The organism is Streptomyces sp. NPDC052052, assembly GCF_040680455.1.
In the GTDB taxonomy this organism is placed as follows: domain Bacteria; phylum Actinomycetota; class Actinomycetes; order Streptomycetales; family Streptomycetaceae; genus Streptomyces.
On the sequence record NZ_JBFAWU010000018.1, the window covers coordinates 63,657 to 82,460 of the forward strand.

The 18,804-nt window shown below is 69.5% G+C and carries 18 protein-coding genes and 3 pseudogenes; 8 read left to right on the forward strand and 13 right to left on the reverse strand.

Annotated features, from left to right (window positions below; translation table 11 throughout):
* Positions 1 to 13 precede the first annotated feature (13 nt).
* Positions 14 to 502 (reverse strand): Lrp/AsnC family transcriptional regulator, encoded by a 489-nt coding sequence (locus AB0L71_RS21955; protein ID WP_365245474.1) that lies wholly within the window; start codon positions 500 to 502, stop codon positions 14 to 16.
* 59 nt (positions 503 to 561) lie between these two features.
* Here AB0L71_RS21955 and AB0L71_RS21960 point away from each other — a divergent pair, with 59 nt between their 5' ends.
* Positions 562 to 1,851, forward strand: a complete 1,290-nt coding sequence (locus AB0L71_RS21960) for a PLP-dependent transferase (RefSeq protein WP_365245477.1) — start codon at positions 562 to 564, stop codon at positions 1,849 to 1,851.
* Here AB0L71_RS21960 and AB0L71_RS21965 read toward each other — a convergent pair.
* A complete protein-coding gene (locus AB0L71_RS21965) occupies positions 1,787 to 3,223 on the reverse strand; it encodes a GNAT family N-acetyltransferase (RefSeq protein WP_365245480.1) in 1,437 nt (478 codons plus the stop codon). The genes AB0L71_RS21960 and AB0L71_RS21965 overlap by 65 nt on opposite strands.
* A gap of 92 nt (positions 3,224 to 3,315) precedes the next feature.
* Here AB0L71_RS21965 and AB0L71_RS21970 point away from each other — a divergent pair, with 92 nt between their 5' ends.
* Positions 3,316 to 3,498 (forward strand): hypothetical protein, encoded by a 183-nt coding sequence (locus AB0L71_RS21970; RefSeq protein WP_365245483.1) that lies wholly within the window; start codon positions 3,316 to 3,318, stop codon positions 3,496 to 3,498.
* 380 nt (positions 3,499 to 3,878) lie between these two features.
* The gene (locus tag AB0L71_RS21975; RefSeq protein ID WP_365245486.1) at positions 3,879 to 4,646 is read left to right on the forward strand and encodes a GntR family transcriptional regulator; all 768 of its coding nucleotides are present in this window, start codon (positions 3,879 to 3,881) and stop codon (positions 4,644 to 4,646) included.
* Between the two features lie 46 nt (positions 4,647 to 4,692).
* On the opposite strand, the gene AB0L71_RS21980 is transcribed toward AB0L71_RS21975, so the two are convergent.
* The 3 genes from AB0L71_RS21980 to AB0L71_RS21990 all read right to left on the reverse strand — a co-directional run bounded on the left by AB0L71_RS21980 (position 4,693) and on the right by AB0L71_RS21990 (position 7,944).
* Entirely contained in the window at positions 4,693 to 5,850 is a 1,158-nt protein-coding gene (locus tag AB0L71_RS21980) for an ROK family protein (RefSeq protein WP_365245489.1), read from the reverse strand.
* Between the two features lie 100 nt (positions 5,851 to 5,950).
* The gene (locus AB0L71_RS21985) at positions 5,951 to 6,601 is read right to left on the reverse strand and encodes a response regulator transcription factor (RefSeq protein WP_365245491.1); all 651 of its coding nucleotides are present in this window, start codon (positions 6,599 to 6,601) and stop codon (positions 5,951 to 5,953) included.
* Positions 6,602 to 6,762: 161 nt separating this feature from the next.
* Positions 6,763 to 7,944 carry a histidine kinase gene (locus AB0L71_RS21990; RefSeq protein WP_365245494.1) on the reverse strand — a complete coding sequence of 394 codons (1,182 nt, stop codon included), beginning with the start codon at positions 7,942 to 7,944 and terminating at the stop codon, positions 6,763 to 6,765.
* Positions 7,945 to 8,053: 109 nt separating this feature from the next.
* Between AB0L71_RS21990 and AB0L71_RS21995 the strand changes: the two genes are divergently transcribed.
* The gene (locus AB0L71_RS21995) at positions 8,054 to 8,998 is read left to right on the forward strand and encodes an ATP-binding cassette domain-containing protein (protein WP_365245497.1); all 945 of its coding nucleotides are present in this window, start codon (positions 8,054 to 8,056) and stop codon (positions 8,996 to 8,998) included.
* On the forward strand, positions 8,995 to 9,738 hold the full coding sequence (locus AB0L71_RS22000; RefSeq protein ID WP_365245724.1) for an ABC transporter permease: 744 nt from the start codon (positions 8,995 to 8,997) through the stop codon (positions 9,736 to 9,738). Before AB0L71_RS21995 ends, AB0L71_RS22000 begins: the two co-directional genes overlap by 4 nt.
* A gap of 18 nt (positions 9,739 to 9,756) precedes the next feature.
* On the opposite strand, the gene mug is transcribed toward AB0L71_RS22000, so the two are convergent.
* The 6 genes from mug to AB0L71_RS22030 form a co-directional block, all read right to left on the reverse strand.
* Positions 9,757 to 10,299 carry a G/U mismatch-specific DNA glycosylase gene (gene mug / locus AB0L71_RS22005; protein WP_365245499.1) on the reverse strand — a complete coding sequence of 181 codons (543 nt, stop codon included), beginning with the start codon at positions 10,297 to 10,299 and terminating at the stop codon, positions 9,757 to 9,759.
* Between the two features lie 18 nt (positions 10,300 to 10,317).
* Entirely contained in the window at positions 10,318 to 11,760 is a 1,443-nt protein-coding gene (purB, locus tag AB0L71_RS22010) for an adenylosuccinate lyase (protein ID WP_365245502.1), read from the reverse strand.
* A 59-nt stretch (positions 11,761 to 11,819) separates the two neighbouring features.
* Positions 11,820 to 12,668, reverse strand: coding sequence for an SGNH/GDSL hydrolase family protein (locus tag AB0L71_RS22015; RefSeq protein WP_365245504.1), 849 nt, complete (start codon positions 12,666 to 12,668; stop codon positions 11,820 to 11,822).
* A gap of 205 nt (positions 12,669 to 12,873) precedes the next feature.
* On the reverse strand, positions 12,874 to 13,893 hold the full coding sequence (locus AB0L71_RS22020) for a hemolysin family protein (protein ID WP_365245507.1): 1,020 nt from the start codon (positions 13,891 to 13,893) through the stop codon (positions 12,874 to 12,876).
* Positions 13,890 to 15,227, reverse strand: coding sequence for a hemolysin family protein (locus AB0L71_RS22025; RefSeq protein WP_365245510.1), 1,338 nt, complete (start codon positions 15,225 to 15,227; stop codon positions 13,890 to 13,892). Before AB0L71_RS22025 ends, AB0L71_RS22020 begins: the two co-directional genes overlap by 4 nt.
* A gap of 198 nt (positions 15,228 to 15,425) precedes the next feature.
* Entirely contained in the window at positions 15,426 to 15,851 is a 426-nt protein-coding gene (locus tag AB0L71_RS22030) for a GNAT family N-acetyltransferase (protein ID WP_365245512.1), read from the reverse strand.
* Positions 15,852 to 16,045: 194 nt separating this feature from the next.
* Here AB0L71_RS22030 and AB0L71_RS22035 point away from each other — a divergent pair, with 194 nt between their 5' ends.
* Together AB0L71_RS22035 and AB0L71_RS22040 are read left to right on the forward strand one after the other, a co-directional pair.
* Positions 16,046 to 16,273: an antitoxin gene (locus AB0L71_RS22035; RefSeq protein ID WP_365245515.1), complete on the forward strand. Its 228-nt coding sequence runs from the start codon at positions 16,046 to 16,048 to the stop codon at positions 16,271 to 16,273.
* A complete protein-coding gene (locus AB0L71_RS22040; RefSeq protein WP_365245727.1) occupies positions 16,270 to 16,641 on the forward strand; it encodes a fic family toxin-antitoxin system, toxin component in 372 nt (123 codons plus the stop codon). Before AB0L71_RS22035 ends, AB0L71_RS22040 begins: the two co-directional genes overlap by 4 nt.
* 31 nt (positions 16,642 to 16,672) lie before the next feature.
* On the opposite strand, the pseudogene AB0L71_RS22045 reads toward AB0L71_RS22040, so the two are convergent.
* Positions 16,673 to 17,182: pseudogene (locus tag AB0L71_RS22045) on the reverse strand (methyltransferase domain-containing protein); the annotation flags it as partial.
* 164 nt (positions 17,183 to 17,346) lie between these two features.
* Here AB0L71_RS22045 and AB0L71_RS22050 point away from each other — a divergent pair.
* A pseudogene (locus tag AB0L71_RS22050) lies at positions 17,347 to 18,600 on the forward strand (transposase).
* On the opposite strand, the pseudogene AB0L71_RS22055 reads toward AB0L71_RS22050, so the two are convergent.
* Positions 18,596 to 18,775 (reverse strand): annotated as a pseudogene (locus tag AB0L71_RS22055) (SAM-dependent methyltransferase); the annotation flags it as partial. The pseudogenes AB0L71_RS22050 and AB0L71_RS22055 sit on opposite strands and share 5 nt — an antisense overlap.
* Positions 18,776 to 18,804: the final 29 nt, after the last annotated feature.

Below are 18,804 nucleotides of genomic sequence, written 5' to 3' on the forward strand. Positions count from 1 at the left end.
GGTCAGGGAGGACTTATCCGGGCGATCCTGCGGTGGGCGGCAGCAGCGGTCCGCACTCCCACTGCTGGAAGATCAGCCGGGTCTCGACCCTGGCCACTTCGCGCCGTGAGGTGAACTCGTCCAGTACCAGGCGTTGCAGATCCGCGGTGTCGGTGACCGCGACATGGACGAGGTAGTCGTCGGGCCCGGTCAGATGGAAGAGCGCCCGGGACTCGGGCAGTGCCCTGATGCGTTCGACGAACGGGCCGATGAGCTCCCTGCGGTGCGGACGGACCTGTACGGACAGGAGCGCTTCCAGGCCGCGACCGAGCTTCGCCGGGTCCAGACGCAGTCGGTGGCCCAGGACGACTCCTGAGCGGCGCAGTCTGGCCACCCGGTCCAGACAGGTCGACGGCGCGACCCCGACCTCGGTGGCCAGCTCGCGGTAGGTGGTCCGGGAATCGTTCTGCAGCAGTCGCAGAATGTGCAGATCCACCGGGTCGAGAACGACTGATTCGGCCATCTGCCGAACGTAGCACGGAGACACCGCGCTGAGACCCGGCGCTTGTTCAGAGTGACGTCATGGACACCGAAGCCTCGATGGCGCCCTCGACGACAACCCGTGCCAGGGCGCTGGCCACCGAAGCCGTGCACGCGGGCCGCGACGATCTCGCGGCCCTGGGCCTGCACGCCCCGCCGATCGACCTGTCCACCACGTACCCCTCGTACGACTCCAGGGCCGAAGCGGAGCGGATCGACACCTTCGCCGCCACCGGTGCCAGACTCGAAGGACCGCCCGTGTACGCACGGTTGGACAACTCGACGACGGCCCGCTTCGAGACCGCCCTCGCCCGGCTCGAAGGCACCCAGAGCGCTGTGTCGTTCGCGAGCGGAATGGCCGCACTCACCGCTGTCCTGCTGGCCCGGGCGGGCATGGGGCTGCGTCATGTGGTCGCCGTCCGCCCGCTCTACGGCTGCAGCGACCACCTCCTCGGGGCCGGTCTGCTCGGAACCGAAGTGACCTGGACCGACCCGGCAGGCATCGCGGAGGCCATCCGTCCGGACACCGGTCTGGTGATGGTGGAGACGCCCGCCAATCCGACGCTCGCCGAGGTGGACATCCGGGCGATCGCGCACTCCTGCGGATCCGTTCCGCTGCTCGTCGACAACACCTTCGCCACGCCGGTCCTCCAGCGTCCCGTCGAGCACGGCGCACGGATCGTGCTGCACAGCGCCACGAAGTACCTGGGCGGACACGGAGACGTGATGGGCGGGGTCGTCGCCTGCGACGAGGAGTTCGCCGCCCGGCTGCGCCAGGTGCGCTTCGCCACCGGTGGGGTGCTCCACCCCATGGCGGGATATCTGCTGCTCCGCGGCCTCGCCACACTCCCGGTGCGGCTGCGGGCGGCCTCAGCGAGCGCCGCCGAACTGTCCCGCAGGCTGACCGCCGATCCACGCATCGCCCGGGTCCACTACCCGCAACTCGGCGGTGCCATGGTCTCGTTCGAGGTGTACGGGGACCCGCACCGGGTGATCTCGGCCGTACGGCTCATCACGCCCGCGGTCAGTCTCGGCAGCGTGGACACGCTGATCCAGCATCCGGCCTCCATCAGCCACCGCATCGTGGACGAGGGTGACCGGCGGGCGGCCGGCGTCGGCGACCGGTTGCTGAGGATGTCCGTCGGTCTGGAGGACGTCGAGGACCTGTGGGCGGACCTGTGTCAGGCGCTCAGCGCGCAGGAGGCCGACGGCCGCACGCAGAACCGCCCCTACGGCGCCGGCCGTCCGACGGCCGGCGACCAGGGTGTCAGCGGCCGGCCTGCTCGTACGGGGGGAGTGAACGAACCGGAGTCGCGTCCAGTCGGGCGGTGATGACGAGCGTGCCCTCCTCGACCTGGTAGTCGAGCGGCAGGGACAGCGCACGCATGGCCGCGACCATGCCGGTGTTGGACGCCTGGGTGACGGCGTAGACGCTCTCGCAGCCTGTCTCGACGGCAAGCCCCACCAGACGGCGGAGGAGTTCGGAACCGATGCCGCGCCGCTGCCAGGCGTCCTCGACGAGGAGAGCGACCTCGGTCTCGTCGCCGTCCCAGAGGAGGTGGCCCAGGGCGACCAGCCGGCCCGATTCCGTCTGCACGGCCAGGGTGCGGCCGAAGCGGGGGCTCAGCAGGTGGTCGAGGTACCGGTCGGCATCACGGACCGGACCGTGGTACCGCAGCCGCAGCGTCTGCTCGGAGCAGCGGTCGTGCATGGCGCGGGCCGCTTCGAGGTCGCTGCGGTCCGCGCGGCGCACGGTGATCGCCCTGCCCTCGGGAAGAGTGAGTACCTGCGCACCGCGCGGCACACGGGGGCCGAGGCGGGCATCGAGTTCCACCAGGGCCCGGGCCCGGGCGAACTCGGTCGGCGTGAACGGAAGGTAGGGCCGTTCGATGGTGATGACCCCTCCGGACGGGTCGCGCAGCCGCATCACGCTGTCCTCCAGCACGCCCTCGACGGGTGCGGTCTCACCGGTTGCGCGGCCGGTGATCGAGAAGGCGGGCAGCGAGTGGATGGTGCAGCGGCCCAGTAGTTGACGCAGGGCGAGGGGGAGTTCGGCGGCGTCCAGGGCCGTGCGCGTGGCAAGACCCAGGATGCGGGTGGGGGCGTCCACCAGGTCGTGTGCATCGGCCCGCTCGATCCAGAGGGAGCTGCCCCCGGCGGCGGAGACCGCCCGGCTCAGCTGCTGCGCCGGGAGCGGGGCGGGGGCGCGGAGCAGGAACTCGTCGACCGTGCCCTGGGCCAGCGGATGCGTCTGAAGAGTGAGGATGTCGACCCGGAGGCGGGCCAGCGCGATGCACAGCGCGGCCAGACTGCCCGGCATGTCCCGAACGGTGGCGCGCATCCGCCACAGCACCGTGTCCTCGGGGGAGGGGGCCGGACCTGCGGCGGTGGGAACAGTTACCAGAGCGGTCATGGCGTCGATGGGGGGCGACGAGGGCACGCCGTCGGCGTCGGAACCGGGTTCCGGTCCGGCCGGCGGCGGGGCATGCCCGTGGCGACGGGCCCACCAGGTGTGGAACGCGGCTGTCACGGCCAGTGCCACGGCCGAGGCGATCAGAAGATAGGGCCCGTCCGGCTGGTGGCCGATGAGGTTGGCGATCGCGTCTGCCACCGCGACCGCGGTGAACAGGGCGGCCAGTTCGATCAGGTCCCGCCGCCAGTGGTGGGAGCGGCGGGCGGTCCTGGCGGATGTCGGATCAGTCATGTCTCCACTGTGACCGAGCGCTGTTGCCTGTCCACGAACGCTCTGTGACTCATGGGTTAAGTATGAATCTGGTCCCCTGTGTGTAATTTTGATTGATTCGCCCCTTAGGCGATCGGGTCATCGAGAGTGCCGACAGGGTCGGCCGGTTCCTCTTCGCCGTCACGCGGAACCGGGCCCCGGACCTCGGCATCCGGTTCCTGGGGGGCAACGGTGCACCGGGTCTGCTGGTGCTCGCCGGGACGAAGCCCGGGACGGTCTTCCCGGTGGACGGCTGAGACGGGCTGATCCAGGCGTGCGGGTCGTGCACGACCCGACAAGTTCGCAGGCCTGGCTGGACGGTGGCCGAACTCGCCGAACTCCCGGTCACCGGAACCGTCCGTAACCACCGAGGGGCGCCTTCAGTCTGTCCGGGAACTCCTCGAACGCTCCACTCCCGCCCCAAGGTCCGCTAGCCCGTGGGGTTTTGTGCTTCGCGTGGTTCACGGCGCCACGAACGTCCTGTGAACGCTCTGTGGCAGATCCGCGTCTCGCTGCGTGACCGGTGAAGGATTGGTCTTGACCAAGGGTGCGTCCCGCCCTATGGTCTCCACGTTAAGAAAAGAACCTTTAATAAATAACGTCGCGGAAAAGCCGCTGGGCGATTGCGGAGGACAGGGTGGGGACCACGCATCTGGAATCGGTGCAGGAGCCGAAGTACTGGCACCTCAAGACCGTGCTCAGTGAGGCGCTCGACTCGGACTTCGCGGTGGGCGAGATCCTGCCGAACGAGCGTGAGCTCGCTGCCCGGTTCGGAGTCGCCCGAGCCACGCTCCGACAGGCTCTGGAACAGCTCGAACTCGAAGGCAGGCTGCAACGACGCCGCGGCGTCGGGACCACCGTCGCCCCGCCGCGCGTCGGGGTCGCCGTCTCCACCGCGCAGCGGGACTGGTCCGACGGTGGTGTCGGCGAGGCATGGGAGCCCGTGGACTGCACCAGCGCCGCAGCCCCGGCATCCGTGGCGGCCGCACTCGACGTCGATGGCGACGAGCCGGTGCACATCGTCCGCCGTATCCGGGTCACCCACGGACAGCCGGTCGCGGCGGAACTGCTGTACGTCCCCTCGTCGTCGGTGTCCGCACTCTCCGCGATCGAAGCCCCGTCCGGGCCCGCCCGGGCCCGCAGCGTCCTGCGTGAACTGCACCGCCTCGGCCTCGACGGCCAGGACCGCTCCGTGGAGCTCGGCTCGGCGCGTGCGGACGACGCCAAGGAGCTCGATCGCCTCCCCGGAGCCCCCGTTCTGGTCGTCACCACCCGCTATCTCGTCGCGGGCGGCACCGCGGCGCTCTCCGTCGCCACCTACCGGGCCGACACCTGCCGGCTCACCTTCGGCAACTCGGGCGACCTGGAGATCAGCCACCACGGGCAGGAACGCCAGGCGTCCTGAGCACGGACGGCCTCGTCGGCCGCCGCCCCGGTACGGCCCGTCGCGCTCAACGGCGGGCCGTCACCGTCCCTTCCACTGCGAACAGTTGCTCCTCGACATGGTCGAGAGCCAGCCGCAGGGCGCCCGTGGCCACGGCCGCTTCGCCGAGCATCGACAGTGCGACCCGGGGCGGCCGAAGACAGTAGCGCTCCAGTTCACGGCGGAGCGGGTCCAGCACGCCGTCCAGGCCCGCGGCCCAGCCGCCGATCACCACCAGCTCCGGATCGAGCGCCAGCACCAGTGCCGCCACGTCATGCACCAGGCGCTGGATGAATCGTTCGACCGCTGCCTGGGCCCGGACATCACCCTGCCGTGCCTCGGCGAACACGGCAGCCACGGCGGGTTCGTCCAACGGGTCCAACGGCGTGTCCGTCGTCGACAGAAGCTTCTCCGGCCGTGCCTCGCGGCCCAGGAGATGCAACGCCCCGATCTCACCGGCCGCCCCGCCGAAACCGCGGTGCAGGCGGCCGCCGATCAGCGAACCCGCGCCCGGACTCAGCCCGGCCAGGACGAACACGATGTCGTCGGACTCGGTGGCCGACCCCTTCCAGTGCTCCGCGACTGCCGCGGTGTTGGCGTCGTTCTCCACGAGGACGGGGCAGCGGAAGGAGCGCCTGAGCCGCTCTCCCAGTGCCAGGCCCGTCCAGCCCGGCAGGGCGGTGCCCAGTCGTACGGTCCCGTCGGCCTCCACGATGCCCGGGCTGCCGACCCCGACCGCGCGCAAACTGCTTCGGGCGACGCCGGTCCGCCGCAGGACATCGGCGACCACGGCCCTGACCCTGTCGAGACGGTCGTCGGCGCAGGCCGTCTCCGACACCTCGCGTGAGCCTGCCCCGATGATCCGGCCGTCCAGCCCGGACAGCAGTGCGGAGACGCGGTGCGGGCCGATCTCGATGCCCAGCAGATGCCCTGCCTCGGCGCGGAACCGGAACCGGCGGGCCGGCCGCCCCTGGCGTCGGGTCCCGCTCTCGTCAGGGACCGACTCCACGACCATCCCGGCCTCGAAGAGCCCCTCCACCACCCCCTCGACCGTCGGCCGGGACAGACCCGTGATCCGGGTCAGGTCCGTGAGAGTGGGGGAGCCGGCACCCCGAAGGGCGTGCAGCACCACCGCGGAATTGATCCGACGCAGCAGCGACGGGTCCCCACCGGTCAGCCGACCCACGGTGTGTCCTCCCAGCTCGTGCGCATGTCAGGCGGATGCTACTCGGTGTCCGGGCACGGGGCGACCGCGGGCCGGAAGGGATGCCGGGAGGCATCGGCCCTCAGCTCGGGGTGACGAAACCGGACTCGTACGCTGCGATCACCGCCTGAGTGCGGTCCCGCGCGCCCAATTTGGCCAGCACGGCACTGACATGGGTCTTGACCGTCTCGACACCGACCACGAGCTTGGCGGCGATCTCCGCGTTCGACAGACCACGGGCCATCAGCCGGAGGACCTCGGCCTCCCGCTCCGTCAACGATGCCCGGTGCATGGCCTGCCGTGCCTTGCTCGTTCCGTACTCCGCGGCCAGTTGCCGGACCGCCGCCGGGAACAGCAACGACTCGCCCTCGGCCACCAGGCGCACCGCGTGCACGATCTCGGCGGGCCGGGCGCGCTTGAGAAGAAAACCGTCCGCGCCGGCGCGCAGTGCCTCGTACACGTACTCGTCGTTCTCGAAGGTGGTGACCACAAGGATCTTGGGCGGTTCCGGCACGGTCCGCAGCACGACCCGCGTTGCCTCGATACCGTCCATCAACGGCATCCTGACATCCATGGCCACGACATCGGGGCGCAGCTGGTGGACCAACGGGATCACCGCTGCGCCATCACTCGCCTCGCCCACCACCTCGATATCGGGCTGAGCCCCAAGAACCGCGCGCAAGCCCGCACGTACGAGAGGTTCGTCATCGACCAGAAGAACGGTAACCGGCACCGGGTCAGCCTAAGGGCTGTCCCGTCACCCCCTGCGGGCGCCCGACGACAGCTATGACACCTCGCAGCGTTGTCGGGCTCATCCGAACACGACCCGGTATGAGGACGATCCTTCGCCTTGCGATGCACAGCATCTGACGCCGCGCGCTCATCCACCGGGGATTACGGGACAGCCCTGAGGCCGTTCAACGGAAGGCGCGCATGCACTCTCCATTCCCCGCCGGCCGGACCTGTTTCGGCTCTTCCGCCCAGCAGCGCGGCCCGCTCCCGGATGCCCCGCAGCCCGCTTCCGCTGCCCGGCTTGCTCCTTGTGCCACTGAGCGGATTGGTCACCTCCAACTCCAGCCGTCCGTCTGTGACGCCGATCCGCACCTGGACAGGAACCGCCCCGCAATGGCGCAGCACATTGGTGAGGGCCTCCTGAAGGATGCGGTAGCCCTCACGGGAGACCGCCCCCGGAATCCGTTCCAGCGGTCCTGAAACGTCCGCATCGATCTTCGCCCCCGACCCGCGCGCGGAGTCCAGGAGACGGTCCGCCTCCGCCAGGGTCGGCTGCTGTCCGACCGGTGCTCCCGATTCGCGCAGGACGCGCAGAACCCGCTCCAGATCGTCGAGCGCGTCCCTCCCGGTCTCCTCGATCGCTGTCAGTGCCCGTTCGGTGAACTCCGGGTCGTGAGCTGCCCGGGCCGCTCCTGCCTGGACCACCGCGACCGTCAACGCGTGCCCGATGGAGTCATGCAGTTCCCTTGCGATGCGATTGCGTTCCAGCAGCTGCTCGGTGCGCTCCTCCAGAGCCGTCAAGCGCTGCACCGGTGAGGGTCCGAGGAGCTGACGAGCGGTCGCAGTGACCAGCTCTCCGGTGGCAACGACCACGGTCAGGAGTACCAGGACAGGCAGAGGTGCGAGCAGCGCGTACCACCAGTGCGGTTCCACTCCGCGGACGAGCCATTCGCCGCTCGGACCGGAGCCTGTTGCCATGAGGACCAGGTCGACCGTGGTCGCCGGCAGCCACACCGTTGCGAAACCCGCGACGGCGGTGAGCAGCAGGCGTATCTCGAGCCACAACACAGTTCTCCACCGGTCGGCCCAGGTTGCCGCAGCAGTGGGTGAAATTGCCGCGCCGGCGTCGCCCCGCTCCTCTGGGGTGAGCAGGAGTCGTGCCTGAACACCCTCGGCCAGTCGCATTCCGGGTAACAACCCCACGGGCACAGCGAAGAGCATGGGCGCCCACGGTCTGTCCGGGGAGATGAAAAGCCACACGCTGCAAGCCCCCAACGGGATGAGCAGATGCAACCAACGGGTATAGGTGGCATGCGTAGCCAGCGGGCGGAGAAAGCGGAACATGCTCGCCATCGTCTCAGTCCGCGCCCGTCCAGCGGCTCCCCCGAGCGGGGGAGATGATCTCCACCTCCGGGGGAGGCCGGGCACCGGGAACAACGGCGAGGCTGACGACATGACCAGCATCGACGTCCATGAGCTCACCAAGGACTACGGCAGGACCCGCGCGGTGGACGGCCTCACGTTCAGCGTGCGCCCCGGCCGGGTCACCGGCTTTCTCGGCCCCAATGGTGCGGGCAAGTCCACCACCATGCGACTCGTTCTCGGCCTGGACCGGCCCACCGGCGGCACGGCGACGGTCGGCGGGCGGCCCTATACGGAGCTCGACGAACCGCTGCGCCGGGTGGGCGCCCTACTGGATGCCCAGGCCGCCCACGGCTCACGCACCGCGCGGAATCACTTGATGGCCCTCGCGGTCAGCAATGGCATCGGTGCACGCAGAGTCGGGGAAGTCCTGGAGGAGACGGGCCTGGCCGCAGTGGGCGGGACGCGCATCAAGACATTCTCACTCGGCATGCGGCAGCGGCTGGGCATAGCCGCCGCTCTGCTCGGCGACCCGGAAGTCGTGATGCTGGACGAACCGTCGAACGGACTGGACCCGGAGGGGATCGTCTGGATCCGCGAGCTGATGAAGCGGCTTGCCCGAGAGGGGCGTACGGTCCTGGTCTCCAGCCATCTGATGAACGAGACCTCTTCGTTCGCAGACCATCTCGTGGTCCTCGGCCGGGGACGGCTCCTCGCCGACCTGCCGATGCGGGATTTCCTGGAATCCCGCAGTCGGCCCCGGGTGCGGGTGCGGGTTCCTGCCACAGACTCCGACCGGCTGAGTGATGCGCTGATTCGCAAGGGGTTTGAACCTGTGAGTGGAGACGAGGGCCGGCTGACTGTCGAGGGCGCGAAGGCCGGGGCGATCGGCGCACTCGCTTCCGCCGAAGGCATTTCCCTCCTGGAACTCGTCGACGAGCAGGTCACGTTGGAGCAGGCCTACCTCGACCTCACTGCCGGCGCCATGGAATTCGCTTCCGCCTCGCCCTCGTCCGACCACTGCCAGGAGGCCTGACCTTGTCGACCACCGCTGTACTGCACTCCGAGTGGATCAAGGTCAGATCGGTGAGGTCCGTGGCCGGATCCCTGGCGGCGGTCCTGCTCGTGACCCTGACCGTCACCGTGCTGGTGAACGCCACCGTCGGCCGCGCCGAGGCGGACAACCCAGGCGCCGATCTCCTCTTCAACGCCTTCTACGCAATGAACTTCGGTCAGATCGCGGCGATCTGCTTCGGGACGACCGCGATCTCTTCCGAATACGTCGGCGGTGCCCTGCGGATATCGTTGACCGCCGTGCCGCGCCGGGATCTCCTCTACGGAGCCAAGATGGCGGTCGTCGGCGTGTCGGCACTCGTCGTCGGTCTTGTCACCAGCTTCAGCGCCCTTCTGGTGGGCCAGATGTTCATGGGCGAGTACGCGATCGGTCTGCGGGATCCGGGAGCTCTGCGGGCAGTGTTCGGCGGGGGCATGTACCTGGCGCTGATGGCCCTGTTCGCAGCCGGGTTGACGGTACTGCTGCGCAGTGCCGCGGCCGTGCTCGGACTGCTGATCCCGTTCGTCCTGGTCGTTCCGTTCGTGATCGGGGAGGTCGCGGGTGGTGCGGCCCGGTATCTGCCCGACCGGGCGGGGCAGTTGGTGCTCCACCAGAGTCCCCAGGGCGGCATCGGGCCGTGGAGCGGTCTCGCGGTGGCGGCGGCATGGGCTGTGGCTGCCCTGCTGGCAGGACGGTGGGCGATCCGGCACAGGGATGCGTGACCCGTGTCAGTCGCGAAGTCAGTGGCCGTCTTCGACGCGTGCGCGGAGTCGTTCGTACTCCTGAGCCATGGTCTCAGCGGTCCAGTGTGCGTTCAGGCCGCTGGGGTTGGGCAGGACCCAGACATGGGCGCCGCCCACGGAGTGGTCCTGGGGGCCGATGCGCGCACTCCGGCGGCCGAAGGCCGTTCGATAGGCGCCCACCCCGACAACCGCCAGCCACTCGGGTCGCAGCTGCTCGACCTTGGCGGTGAGGATCAGCCCGCCCTCACGAAACTCCTCGGCGGACAGCTCGTCCGCCCGTGCGGTGGCGCGGGCGACCACATTGGTGATGCCCAGGCGGTACCGGAGCAGTTCGGTCTGTTCGGAGGGCTTCAACCGGCGGGGAGTGAAGCCGGACCGGTGGAGCACCGGCCAGAAACGATTGCCGGGGTGGGCGAAGTGGTGGCCCGTCGCCCCGGTCATCAGGCTCGGGTTGATCCCGCAGAACAGCACACGCAGGCCGCTCGCGACCACATCCGGGACGGTGCGGTCGCGAGCGGACTGGAGCTCCTCGGGTGTCATCCGGTTGTGTCGGAACCGTCAGAGGATGGAGCCAGGCGTGTATCCGGCGGCCTCCGGGTGCTGCTTGGCGATCTCCTCGATACGGGAGACCAGCACGGTGACCTGGTCACCCGCCGCTCCCGTGAAGGAGAGCTTGTCGGCCATCAGTGCGTCCAGCTGCGCGCGGTCCAGGGGGATGCGCTCGTCGGCGGCCAGCTTGTCGAGCAGTTCGTTGCGCTCGGCACCCTGCTCGCGCATGGCCAGGGCCGAGGCGACTGCGTTCTCCTTGATCGCCTCGTGGGCGACCTCACGGCCGACACCCGCGCGAACCGCCCCCATCAGGACCTTGGTCGTGGCGAGGAACGGCAGATAACGGTCCAGTTCGCGGGCGACGACGGCCGGGAAGGCCCCGAACTCGTCGAGCACCGTCAGGAAGGTCTCCAGCAGGCCGTCAAAGGCGAAGAACGCGTCGGGGAGCGCAACGCGGCGGACGACGGAGCAGGACACGTCACCCTCGTTCCACTGGTCACCCGACAGCTCACCGGTCATCGACGCGTAACCGCGCAGGATGACCATCAGACCGTTGACGCGCTCGCAGGAGCGGGTGTTCATCTTGTGCGGCATCGCGGACGAGCCGACCTGTCCCGGCTTGAAGCCCTCGGTCACCAGCTCGTGACCGGCCATCAGACGGATGGTCTTCGCGACCGACGACGGTGCGGCCGCCAGCTGCACCAGCGCGGTCACCACGTCGTAGTCGAGCGAGCGCGGGTAGACCTGGCCGACAGACGTGAAGGCGTGTGCGAAACCGAGGTGACCGGCAATGCGCTGTTCGAGGTCGGCGAGCTTCTCGGTGTCGCCGCCCAGCAGGTCGAGCATGTCCTGCGCCGTGCCCACCGGGCCCTTGATACCCCGCAGGGGGTAGCGCCCCAGCAGGTCCTCGAGGCGCTCGTAGGCGACCAGAAGTTCGTCCGCCGCGGTCGCGAAACGCTTGCCGAGCGTGGTCGCCTGCGCGGCGACATTGTGGGAGCGGCCGGCCATGACCAGCTCGCCGTACTCGCCCGCCAGCTTGCCGAGCCGGGCCAGGACCGCCACCGTGCGGTCGCGCATCAGTTCCAGGGAGAGCCGGATCTGAAGCTGCTCGACGTTCTCGGTGAGGTCGCGGGAGGTCATGCCCTTGTGGACCTGCTCATGGCCGGCGAGGGCGTTGAACTCCTCGATCCGGGCCTTGACGTCGTGACGGGTCACCTTCTCGCGCTCGGCGATCGAGGCAAGGTCGACCTGGTCGACGACACGTTCGTAATCGGTGAGGGCGGCGTCCGGCACCTCGATCCCGAGGTCCTTCTGAGCACGCAGCACCGCCAGCCACAGCTGACGTTCCAGCTTCACCTTCTGCTCGGGGGACCAGAGGACGGCCAGCTCCGTGGAGGCGTAGCGGCCGGCCAGGACATTGGGGATGCGAGGCTTCGCAGACACAGCAGTCACGTGTCCAGATTCTACTGGCGATTTGTGCAGGCCAGCGCCCTGGTCCGGTTTGTGGGTTGCTACGAGAGGTCCGTCACGTGCACCGGGCTCCACGATGCCACCGGGCCGGGCACGCGGCCGTCCTCGGGCGTCACCCAGAAGGCCCTGCCCAGTTCCGCGCTGTACTGGGCGCCGGTGCGCCCGTCCCCGGACGAGCGGCCGGTCAGGCGTCGGCCGATCCACGGCAGCAGGTGTTGCCGGGCGAAGCGGAGGTCCTCGACGCGGCGTACCGCCCATTTCGGGGGCGCGGCGGCGGGGAGCGGTGTGCGCCAGTCAATCTCGGGCGGCAGCCCGAGCGTCTGCCACACCGCTTCGGCCACCCTGCGATGTCCGTCGGCCGTCAGATGCAGCCGGTCCACGTCCCACAGACGCGGATCGCCGAGGGCCGGTGCCCCGTACAGGTCGACGACCGCCGCTCCGTGGCGGGCCGCCAACTCGTCGACCAGCGAGAAGAGCTCCTCCATCCGTGGACGGAAGCGTTCCATGACCGGACCGTTGCGGCCCGGGCTGCGCATCAGGACGAGCTTCCCGCACGACGGAGCGAGACGTTCCACGGCCTCTTCGAGCCGTCCGCGAACCATGCCCATGTCGCACTTGGGGCGCAGGGTGTCGTTGAGACCACCGACGAGCGTGACGACATCCGCCCGCATGGCGGCGGCCGCGTCCACCTGCTCGTCGACGATCTGGCCGATCAGCTTGCCCCGGACGGCGAGATTCGCATAGCGGAATCCCGGCGTCCGGGCCGCGAGCCGTCCGGCCAGGACATCGGCCCAGCCCCGGTACGAGCCGTCGGGCAGCAGGTCCGACATGCCCTCGGTGAACGAGTCGCCGACCGCGACGAGACTGCTGTACGAGGCATTTGTTTCCATGGTGAGGGGATCGTATCGCGGCTGTGTTCGAGCACTTTCCGGCAGCGCTGCACGTGATACGGCACACGGCCACGGCGGCGGGACGCGGCCGCCGGCGCAGGCGGGCCGGGGGACGGGCCGGTCCGAGGGGAGGGGGCGCGGGCCAGGCCGCCCCCTCCACCCCTTGGGAACCCGCACCGCGTCCCACCTCGCGGGCATCCGTCGGTCAGCGGGCCTGGGGGCGCCCCACCAGCTCGCGCAGGACATCCTCCATCGTGACCATTCCGGCCAGCCGGTCGTCCTCGTCCAGAACCACCGCCAGGTGGGTGCGGCTGCGCCGCAGAGCGGTCAGCACGTCGTCGAGCGGGGTGGCCGCCCGCACGCGGGCGATCGGCCGCATGGCCGTCACGGGGAAGGGTACGTCGCGCGGGGTGGCGTCCAGGGCGTCCTTCACGTGGAGGTAGCCCAGGATCCGCTCCTCGCTGCCCATCACCGGGAAACGCGAGAAACCGGTCTTGTACGAGAGCTGTTCCAGTTGCTCCGGCGTTGTGCCGATCTTCGCGTACATCATCCGCTCGACCGGCAACGCCACGTCCCGCACCGGGCGGCGGCCCAGTTCGAGAGCATGGTGGAGCCGCTCGGCCGCCCGGTCGTCGACCAGGCCGGCGTCCCCGGCGTCCTTCACCAGCATGGCCAGTTCGTCGTCGGAGAACGTGGCGGACACCTCGTCCTTCGTCTCGACCCGCAGGAGCTTCAGCAGCCCGTTGGCGAAGGCGTTGATGGCGAAGATCACCGGGCGCAGTGCCTTGGCGAGGGTCACCAGCGGCGGTCCGAGCAGCAGCGCCGCCCTGACGGGTTCGGCCAGGGCGATGTTCTTCGGGACCATCTCGCCGAGCAGCATGTGCAGATACGTCGCCAGGACCAGCGCGATCACGAACGAGATCGGATGGATCAGTGCCTGTGGCACGCCCACCAGGTCGAAGGCGGGCTCCAGCAGATGCGCGATGGCCGGCTCGGCAACGATACCGAGGACCAGGGTGCACAGCGTGATGCCCAACTGCGCCGCCGCGAGCAACGCCGACACGTGTTCCAGACCCCAGACGACACTGCGCGCCCGCCGGTCCCCGTTCTCGGCAGCCGGCTCTATCTGGCTGCGGCGTACGGAGATGAGCGCGAACTCCGCACCGACGAAGAAGGCGTTGACGACCAGGGTCATCAGTCCGATGAGGAGCTGGACGGCGATCATCGTTCTTCCTCCGTCTGCTCTTCGTGTCCGGGCAGTGGTGCGTGCAGCAGGGCTCGTGCGGCACGGCGCCCGGAGGCGTCCACCACATCGACCCGCCAGCCTGCGAGCTCGATCGAGTCGCCGACGGCAGGGATGCGGCCGACCTCGGTGGCGACGAGTCCGGCGAGTGTCTCGTACGGTCCGTCCGGCACCCGCAGTCCGATTCTCTTCAGCTGGTCGAGGCGGGCGGCGCCATCGGCGGACCACAGGATCCGTCCGTCGGCGTCCTCGCCCGCCGCCGCGAGGTCCGGCGTCTCGTGCGGGTCGTGCTCGTCGCGTACCTCGCCGACCACCTCCTCGACGATGTCCTCCAGTGTCACGACACCGGCCGTCCCTCCGTACTCGTCGATGACGACTGCCATGGCGAGCTTCCCGGACAGTCGGTCCAGGAGCCGGTCCACGGTGAGGGACTCCGGCACGAGCAGGGGCTCGCGCAGCAGCTCCGAGACACGGGTACGGGGTCGCTGATCGGCCGGGATGGCCAGTACGTCCTTGATGTGCGCCACGCCGACGACGGTGTCCAGGTTGCCCCGGTAGACAGGGAAGCGGGACAGCCCGGTGGCGCGCGTGGCGTTGGCGACGTCCTCCGCGGTCGCCTGCACCTCCAGCGCGGTGACCTGCACCCGCGGGGTCATGACGTTCTCCGCCGTGAGTTCCGCCAGGTTGAGTGTGCGCACGAACAGTTCCGCGGTGTCCGCCTCCAGCGCACCTTCCTTTGCCGAGTGCCGGGCCAGTGCCACCAGCTCCTGGGGGCTGCGGGCGGAGGCCAGCTCCTCGGTCGGCTCCAGACCGAAGCGGCGCAGGATCCGGTTCGCGGTGTTGTTGAGGTGGCTGATGAACGGCCGGAAGACGGCGGTGAAGGCGCGCTGCGGGGTGGCCACCGCCTTGGCCAGCGTGAGCGGGGAGGAGATGGCCCAGTTCTTCGGGACGAGTTCACCGACGACCATCAGGAACACGGTGGACAGAGCGGTCCCCAGGACGAGGGCCAGCGAGGACGCCACGCCGGGGGACAGACCCACGGCCTCCACCGGTCCGCGGATCAGCTTCGCGATGGAGGACTCGGAGAGCATGCCGACCACCAGGTTGGTGACGGTGATGCCGAGCTGTGCGCCGGAGAGCTGGAACGTGAGGCTGCGTACAGCCTTCAGAGCGCTGGCCGCGCCGCGCTCACCCCGTTCCACGGCCTGTTCGAGCTGACCGCGTTCGACTGTCGTCAGTGAGAACTCGGCCGCGACGAAGGCACCGCAGGCGAGCGAGAGCGCGACCGCCACGAGCAGCAGAAGCACTTCGGTCATCGGTTCACCTCCGTCCCATGATCGGACAGAGGCGGGAGAATCGCCTGGTGGCGACGGTATCGGAGATGTCGACTACTGGGAGGCTCGCCCATGGGCGGACGCTCACACCTTTCGGAAGATGGGTCACGAAGACACCCATCGTAAAGGATCGGCAAAGTCATCCGCGTTTTCGGGGCGTCCCGGTCTTTTCGGGGCGTCTCAGCTCTTGAGGGGCTTCACCCAGCGCCGCCAGTGATCCTCGCGCTGGTATCCGCCCGAGGTCCAGGTGTGATGCGCCCGCTCGTTGGCCTCCAGGACCATGGCGTCCACCCGTCGACCGCCCAGGGAGGAGAATCGAGCCTCCGTCGCCGCCATCAGGGCCGCGGCGATGCCCTGCCTGCGGTGGTCAGGGTGTACGGCCAGTCGGTAGGCGGAGCACCGCCACCCGTCGAATCCGGCTATGACGGTTCCTGCGAGCAGACCGTCACGCTCTGCCAGAAGCAGTGCTTCGGGGTCTCGTGCGATGAGCCGCGCCACTCCGTCGTGGTCGTCACTGATGCTCGTTCCTTCTGCGGCTGTGCGCCAGAACTCCAGGACGGGGGCGATGTCGTCGAGGCCGGCGCAGCGGATGCGGAGATCATTCATGGGTCGAGCCAAGCAGAGGGGCCACCTGCCGGACCACCGATATTGCGATATGAGTCAACGGGAGCGAGGCCGCGAGGGCCCGGCGGCGGTGTCGCCGCGGCGACCGGCGGGCCGAGCTGTCGAGGGGCACCGTCGCCCAGGGCTCGCAAGGGCTCCCCTTGCGGGCGCTAGCGTACCCACGCTAGCGTTTTTCCGTGCCCAAGACTCAGTTGAACGTGAGAGTGGACGAGGCCACCGCCGAGGCCGCGCGGCAACGCGCGCTGCAGAGGGGGATGAGCGTGAACCGCTACATAGAAGAGCTCGTGAAGCAGGATGCGGGCGAGGTCGGACACACCTTCGTCGAGGCCGCGGCCGACTTCATGAAGCAGTACGAGTCGGTGTTCGCTGAGGAGTTCGGCCCGGAGCGCAAAGGCACGTGTTGAACCTCCGGATCGACCTTTCCTGGCTGCTGATGGTGGCCGAGCACAAGACCCCTGGTGACCCCCAGGTCGTCGACTGGGGCGCGCTGGTGGCGGCCGTGGCCCGTCACGAGGCCGAGATCTTCGGCAGCCCCGTCTACAGCGACCCGCACACCAGGGCCGCCGCGCTCCTGCAGTTGCTGCTCCATGTTCCGGCGCTCGAACACTCCAACGCGATGTTCTCCTCGGCTGTCGCCTACGGCTACCTCGTCGCGTCCGGGCTGAAGGTCGTCACCTCACCCGAGCAGGTGCGCGACCTGGCTCGGCTGGTCAAGGTGGACAAGGCGGACGTCCGGGTCATCGCCGACGAGCTGCGGCAGTGGAGTCTGTGACACCGCCGGTGAGCCGTGGGGAAGTCATGTGTCACTTCGGCGCCTCCGGCCGCCGCGCCCTGCCCAGGACGCATGCGGACGTGGGCAGCCGGATTCCCCGCTCGGGCATCCTCACCCTGCGGTGGGTCTCCACCGTGAAACCGGCTCTCTCGATGGCCGCCAGGGTGTCGCGTCCCGTGTGACACCCGCCCGCCACCCGTGGCCAGAACGTACGGTCGAGCACACCTTGTGCCGCCGCCATGGGCCGGTCGTCGGCCCGCACATGCTCGAAGAAGCACAGCTCGCCCCCAGGTGGCAGCACCCGCGCGATCTCCGCGAGCGCGCGCTCCACACTCCGTACCGAGCACAGCACCAGCGAGGCGACGGCTCCGTCGAAGGACTCGCTCTTCACCGGCAGGGCCTCCGCCGCACCCGGTACCACGTCCACCGGGGTATCGGCCCGCAGCGCCGACTGCATCGCCGACTGCCGCAGGCGGTACTCGGGTTCGACGGCCACGACCTCCGAGACCGTGGCCGGGTAGTGGGCGAAGTTCAGCCTGTTCTTGCGAGGAGCCCCGGGCGTTCACGCCTGGGAGGAATCGCATCCTCGGCTGAGCGGTGCGGAGCAGCGCGGTGGCGTCCGGTGCGGAGCGCCCGGCAGGCTGGGGCAGTGACATTGCGGTGTTCGAATGCGTGGGCTGGGAGGGGCCGGGTAGCGTCGCGGTTGTGAAGCTGGTCGTGCAGGTGAAACTGCTGCCCACGCCCGTGCAGGCGGCGGCGCTGAGGCGACTCTGCGCGCCTGCAACGAAGCTGCCGGCTGGGTCAGTGAGGTGGCCTTCGCGCGTGGGGAGTTCAAGAACTTCGCGCTGCGTAGACACACGTACGACAGTGTCAAGTCCCGTTGGCGGCTGGGTGCTCAGGCTGCCCAGCACGTGATCAAGAAGGTCTGTGACGCATACACCGCCCTGAGGGCGAACCTTCGGGCCGGGAATCTGGGCAGGCCCGGCTCACGGCGTCACCGGAAGGCCGTCGGGAAGCCGGTCGCCTTCCGGCTGGACAGTGCGCAGCCCTATGACGACCGGATGCTGTCCTGGCAGGTTCCCGGGCGGCGGGTCTCCATCTGGACGGTGTCGGGCCGGGTGGAGGATGTGGCGTTCACCGCCTCGCCGGAGCAGTTGGCCACCCTGGCCCTGTACCGCAAGGGCGAGTCCGACCTGGTGTACCGGGACGGCATGTGGTTCCTGCTGGCCACCTGCGAGGTCCCCGAGGCCGAAGCGAACACGGATCCGGTGGACTTCCTCGGTATCGACCTGGGGATCGTGAACATCGCGACCACCTCCGACGGGCAGATCATGGCCGGGCGCGGGCTGAACCGGATCCGGGCCCGCGAACGCGGGCTGCGCGCCAAACTGCAGAAGAAGAACACCCCGTCCGCCAGGCGTCGGCTGAAGAAGCGGCGGCGCAAGGAGGCGCGGCGGGCGAAGGACATCAACCACAAGATCGCGAAGCATGTGGTGGCCGAGGCGGAACGCACCGGTCGCGGAATCGCCCTGGAGGATCTCACGGGCATCCGCGAGCGGGTACGGCTTCGAAAGCCCCAACGGGCCACCCACTCCAGCTGGGCTTTCGCCCAGCTGGGGCAGTTCATCGCGTACAAGGCCCGCCCGGGCCGGGGTGCCGGTGGTGTACGTCGATCCGGCGTACACCTCGCGCACCTGCGCCGAGTGCGGGCACATCGACAGGGCGAACCGGGTCTCCCAGGCGTGGTTCGCGTGCCGGTCCTGCGGATTCGTTGATCACGCGGACCGGAACGGCTCCCGCAACATCCGTGCACGCGCACGAACGTTGTGGCGACGCGGGGCCCCGTCTACGGCCCCTGCCCCACCCCCGCGACAGCGGGCCGGGGCTGGACGCGAACGCGTCATCACCGCCAGTGATGCCCCGTTGCGCAAGCCCGGGACCTCAGTCCCGGGCCGTTGACGCCGTTGCCCGCCCCGACCTCGATGACCCGGCCCGACAGGCCGGCCAGCAGCTCCGAGCGCACCGCCGCCATCCCCGCCCTGGTCTCCGCGGCCACACTCATCCGGGCGTAGAAACGGGCGAAGACGGGGTGGTGCACCGCTTCCTGTGGGACTTTCGTGCTGCGCAGACGCATGACGGGGCCTCCTCGACGGTGCACTCCAC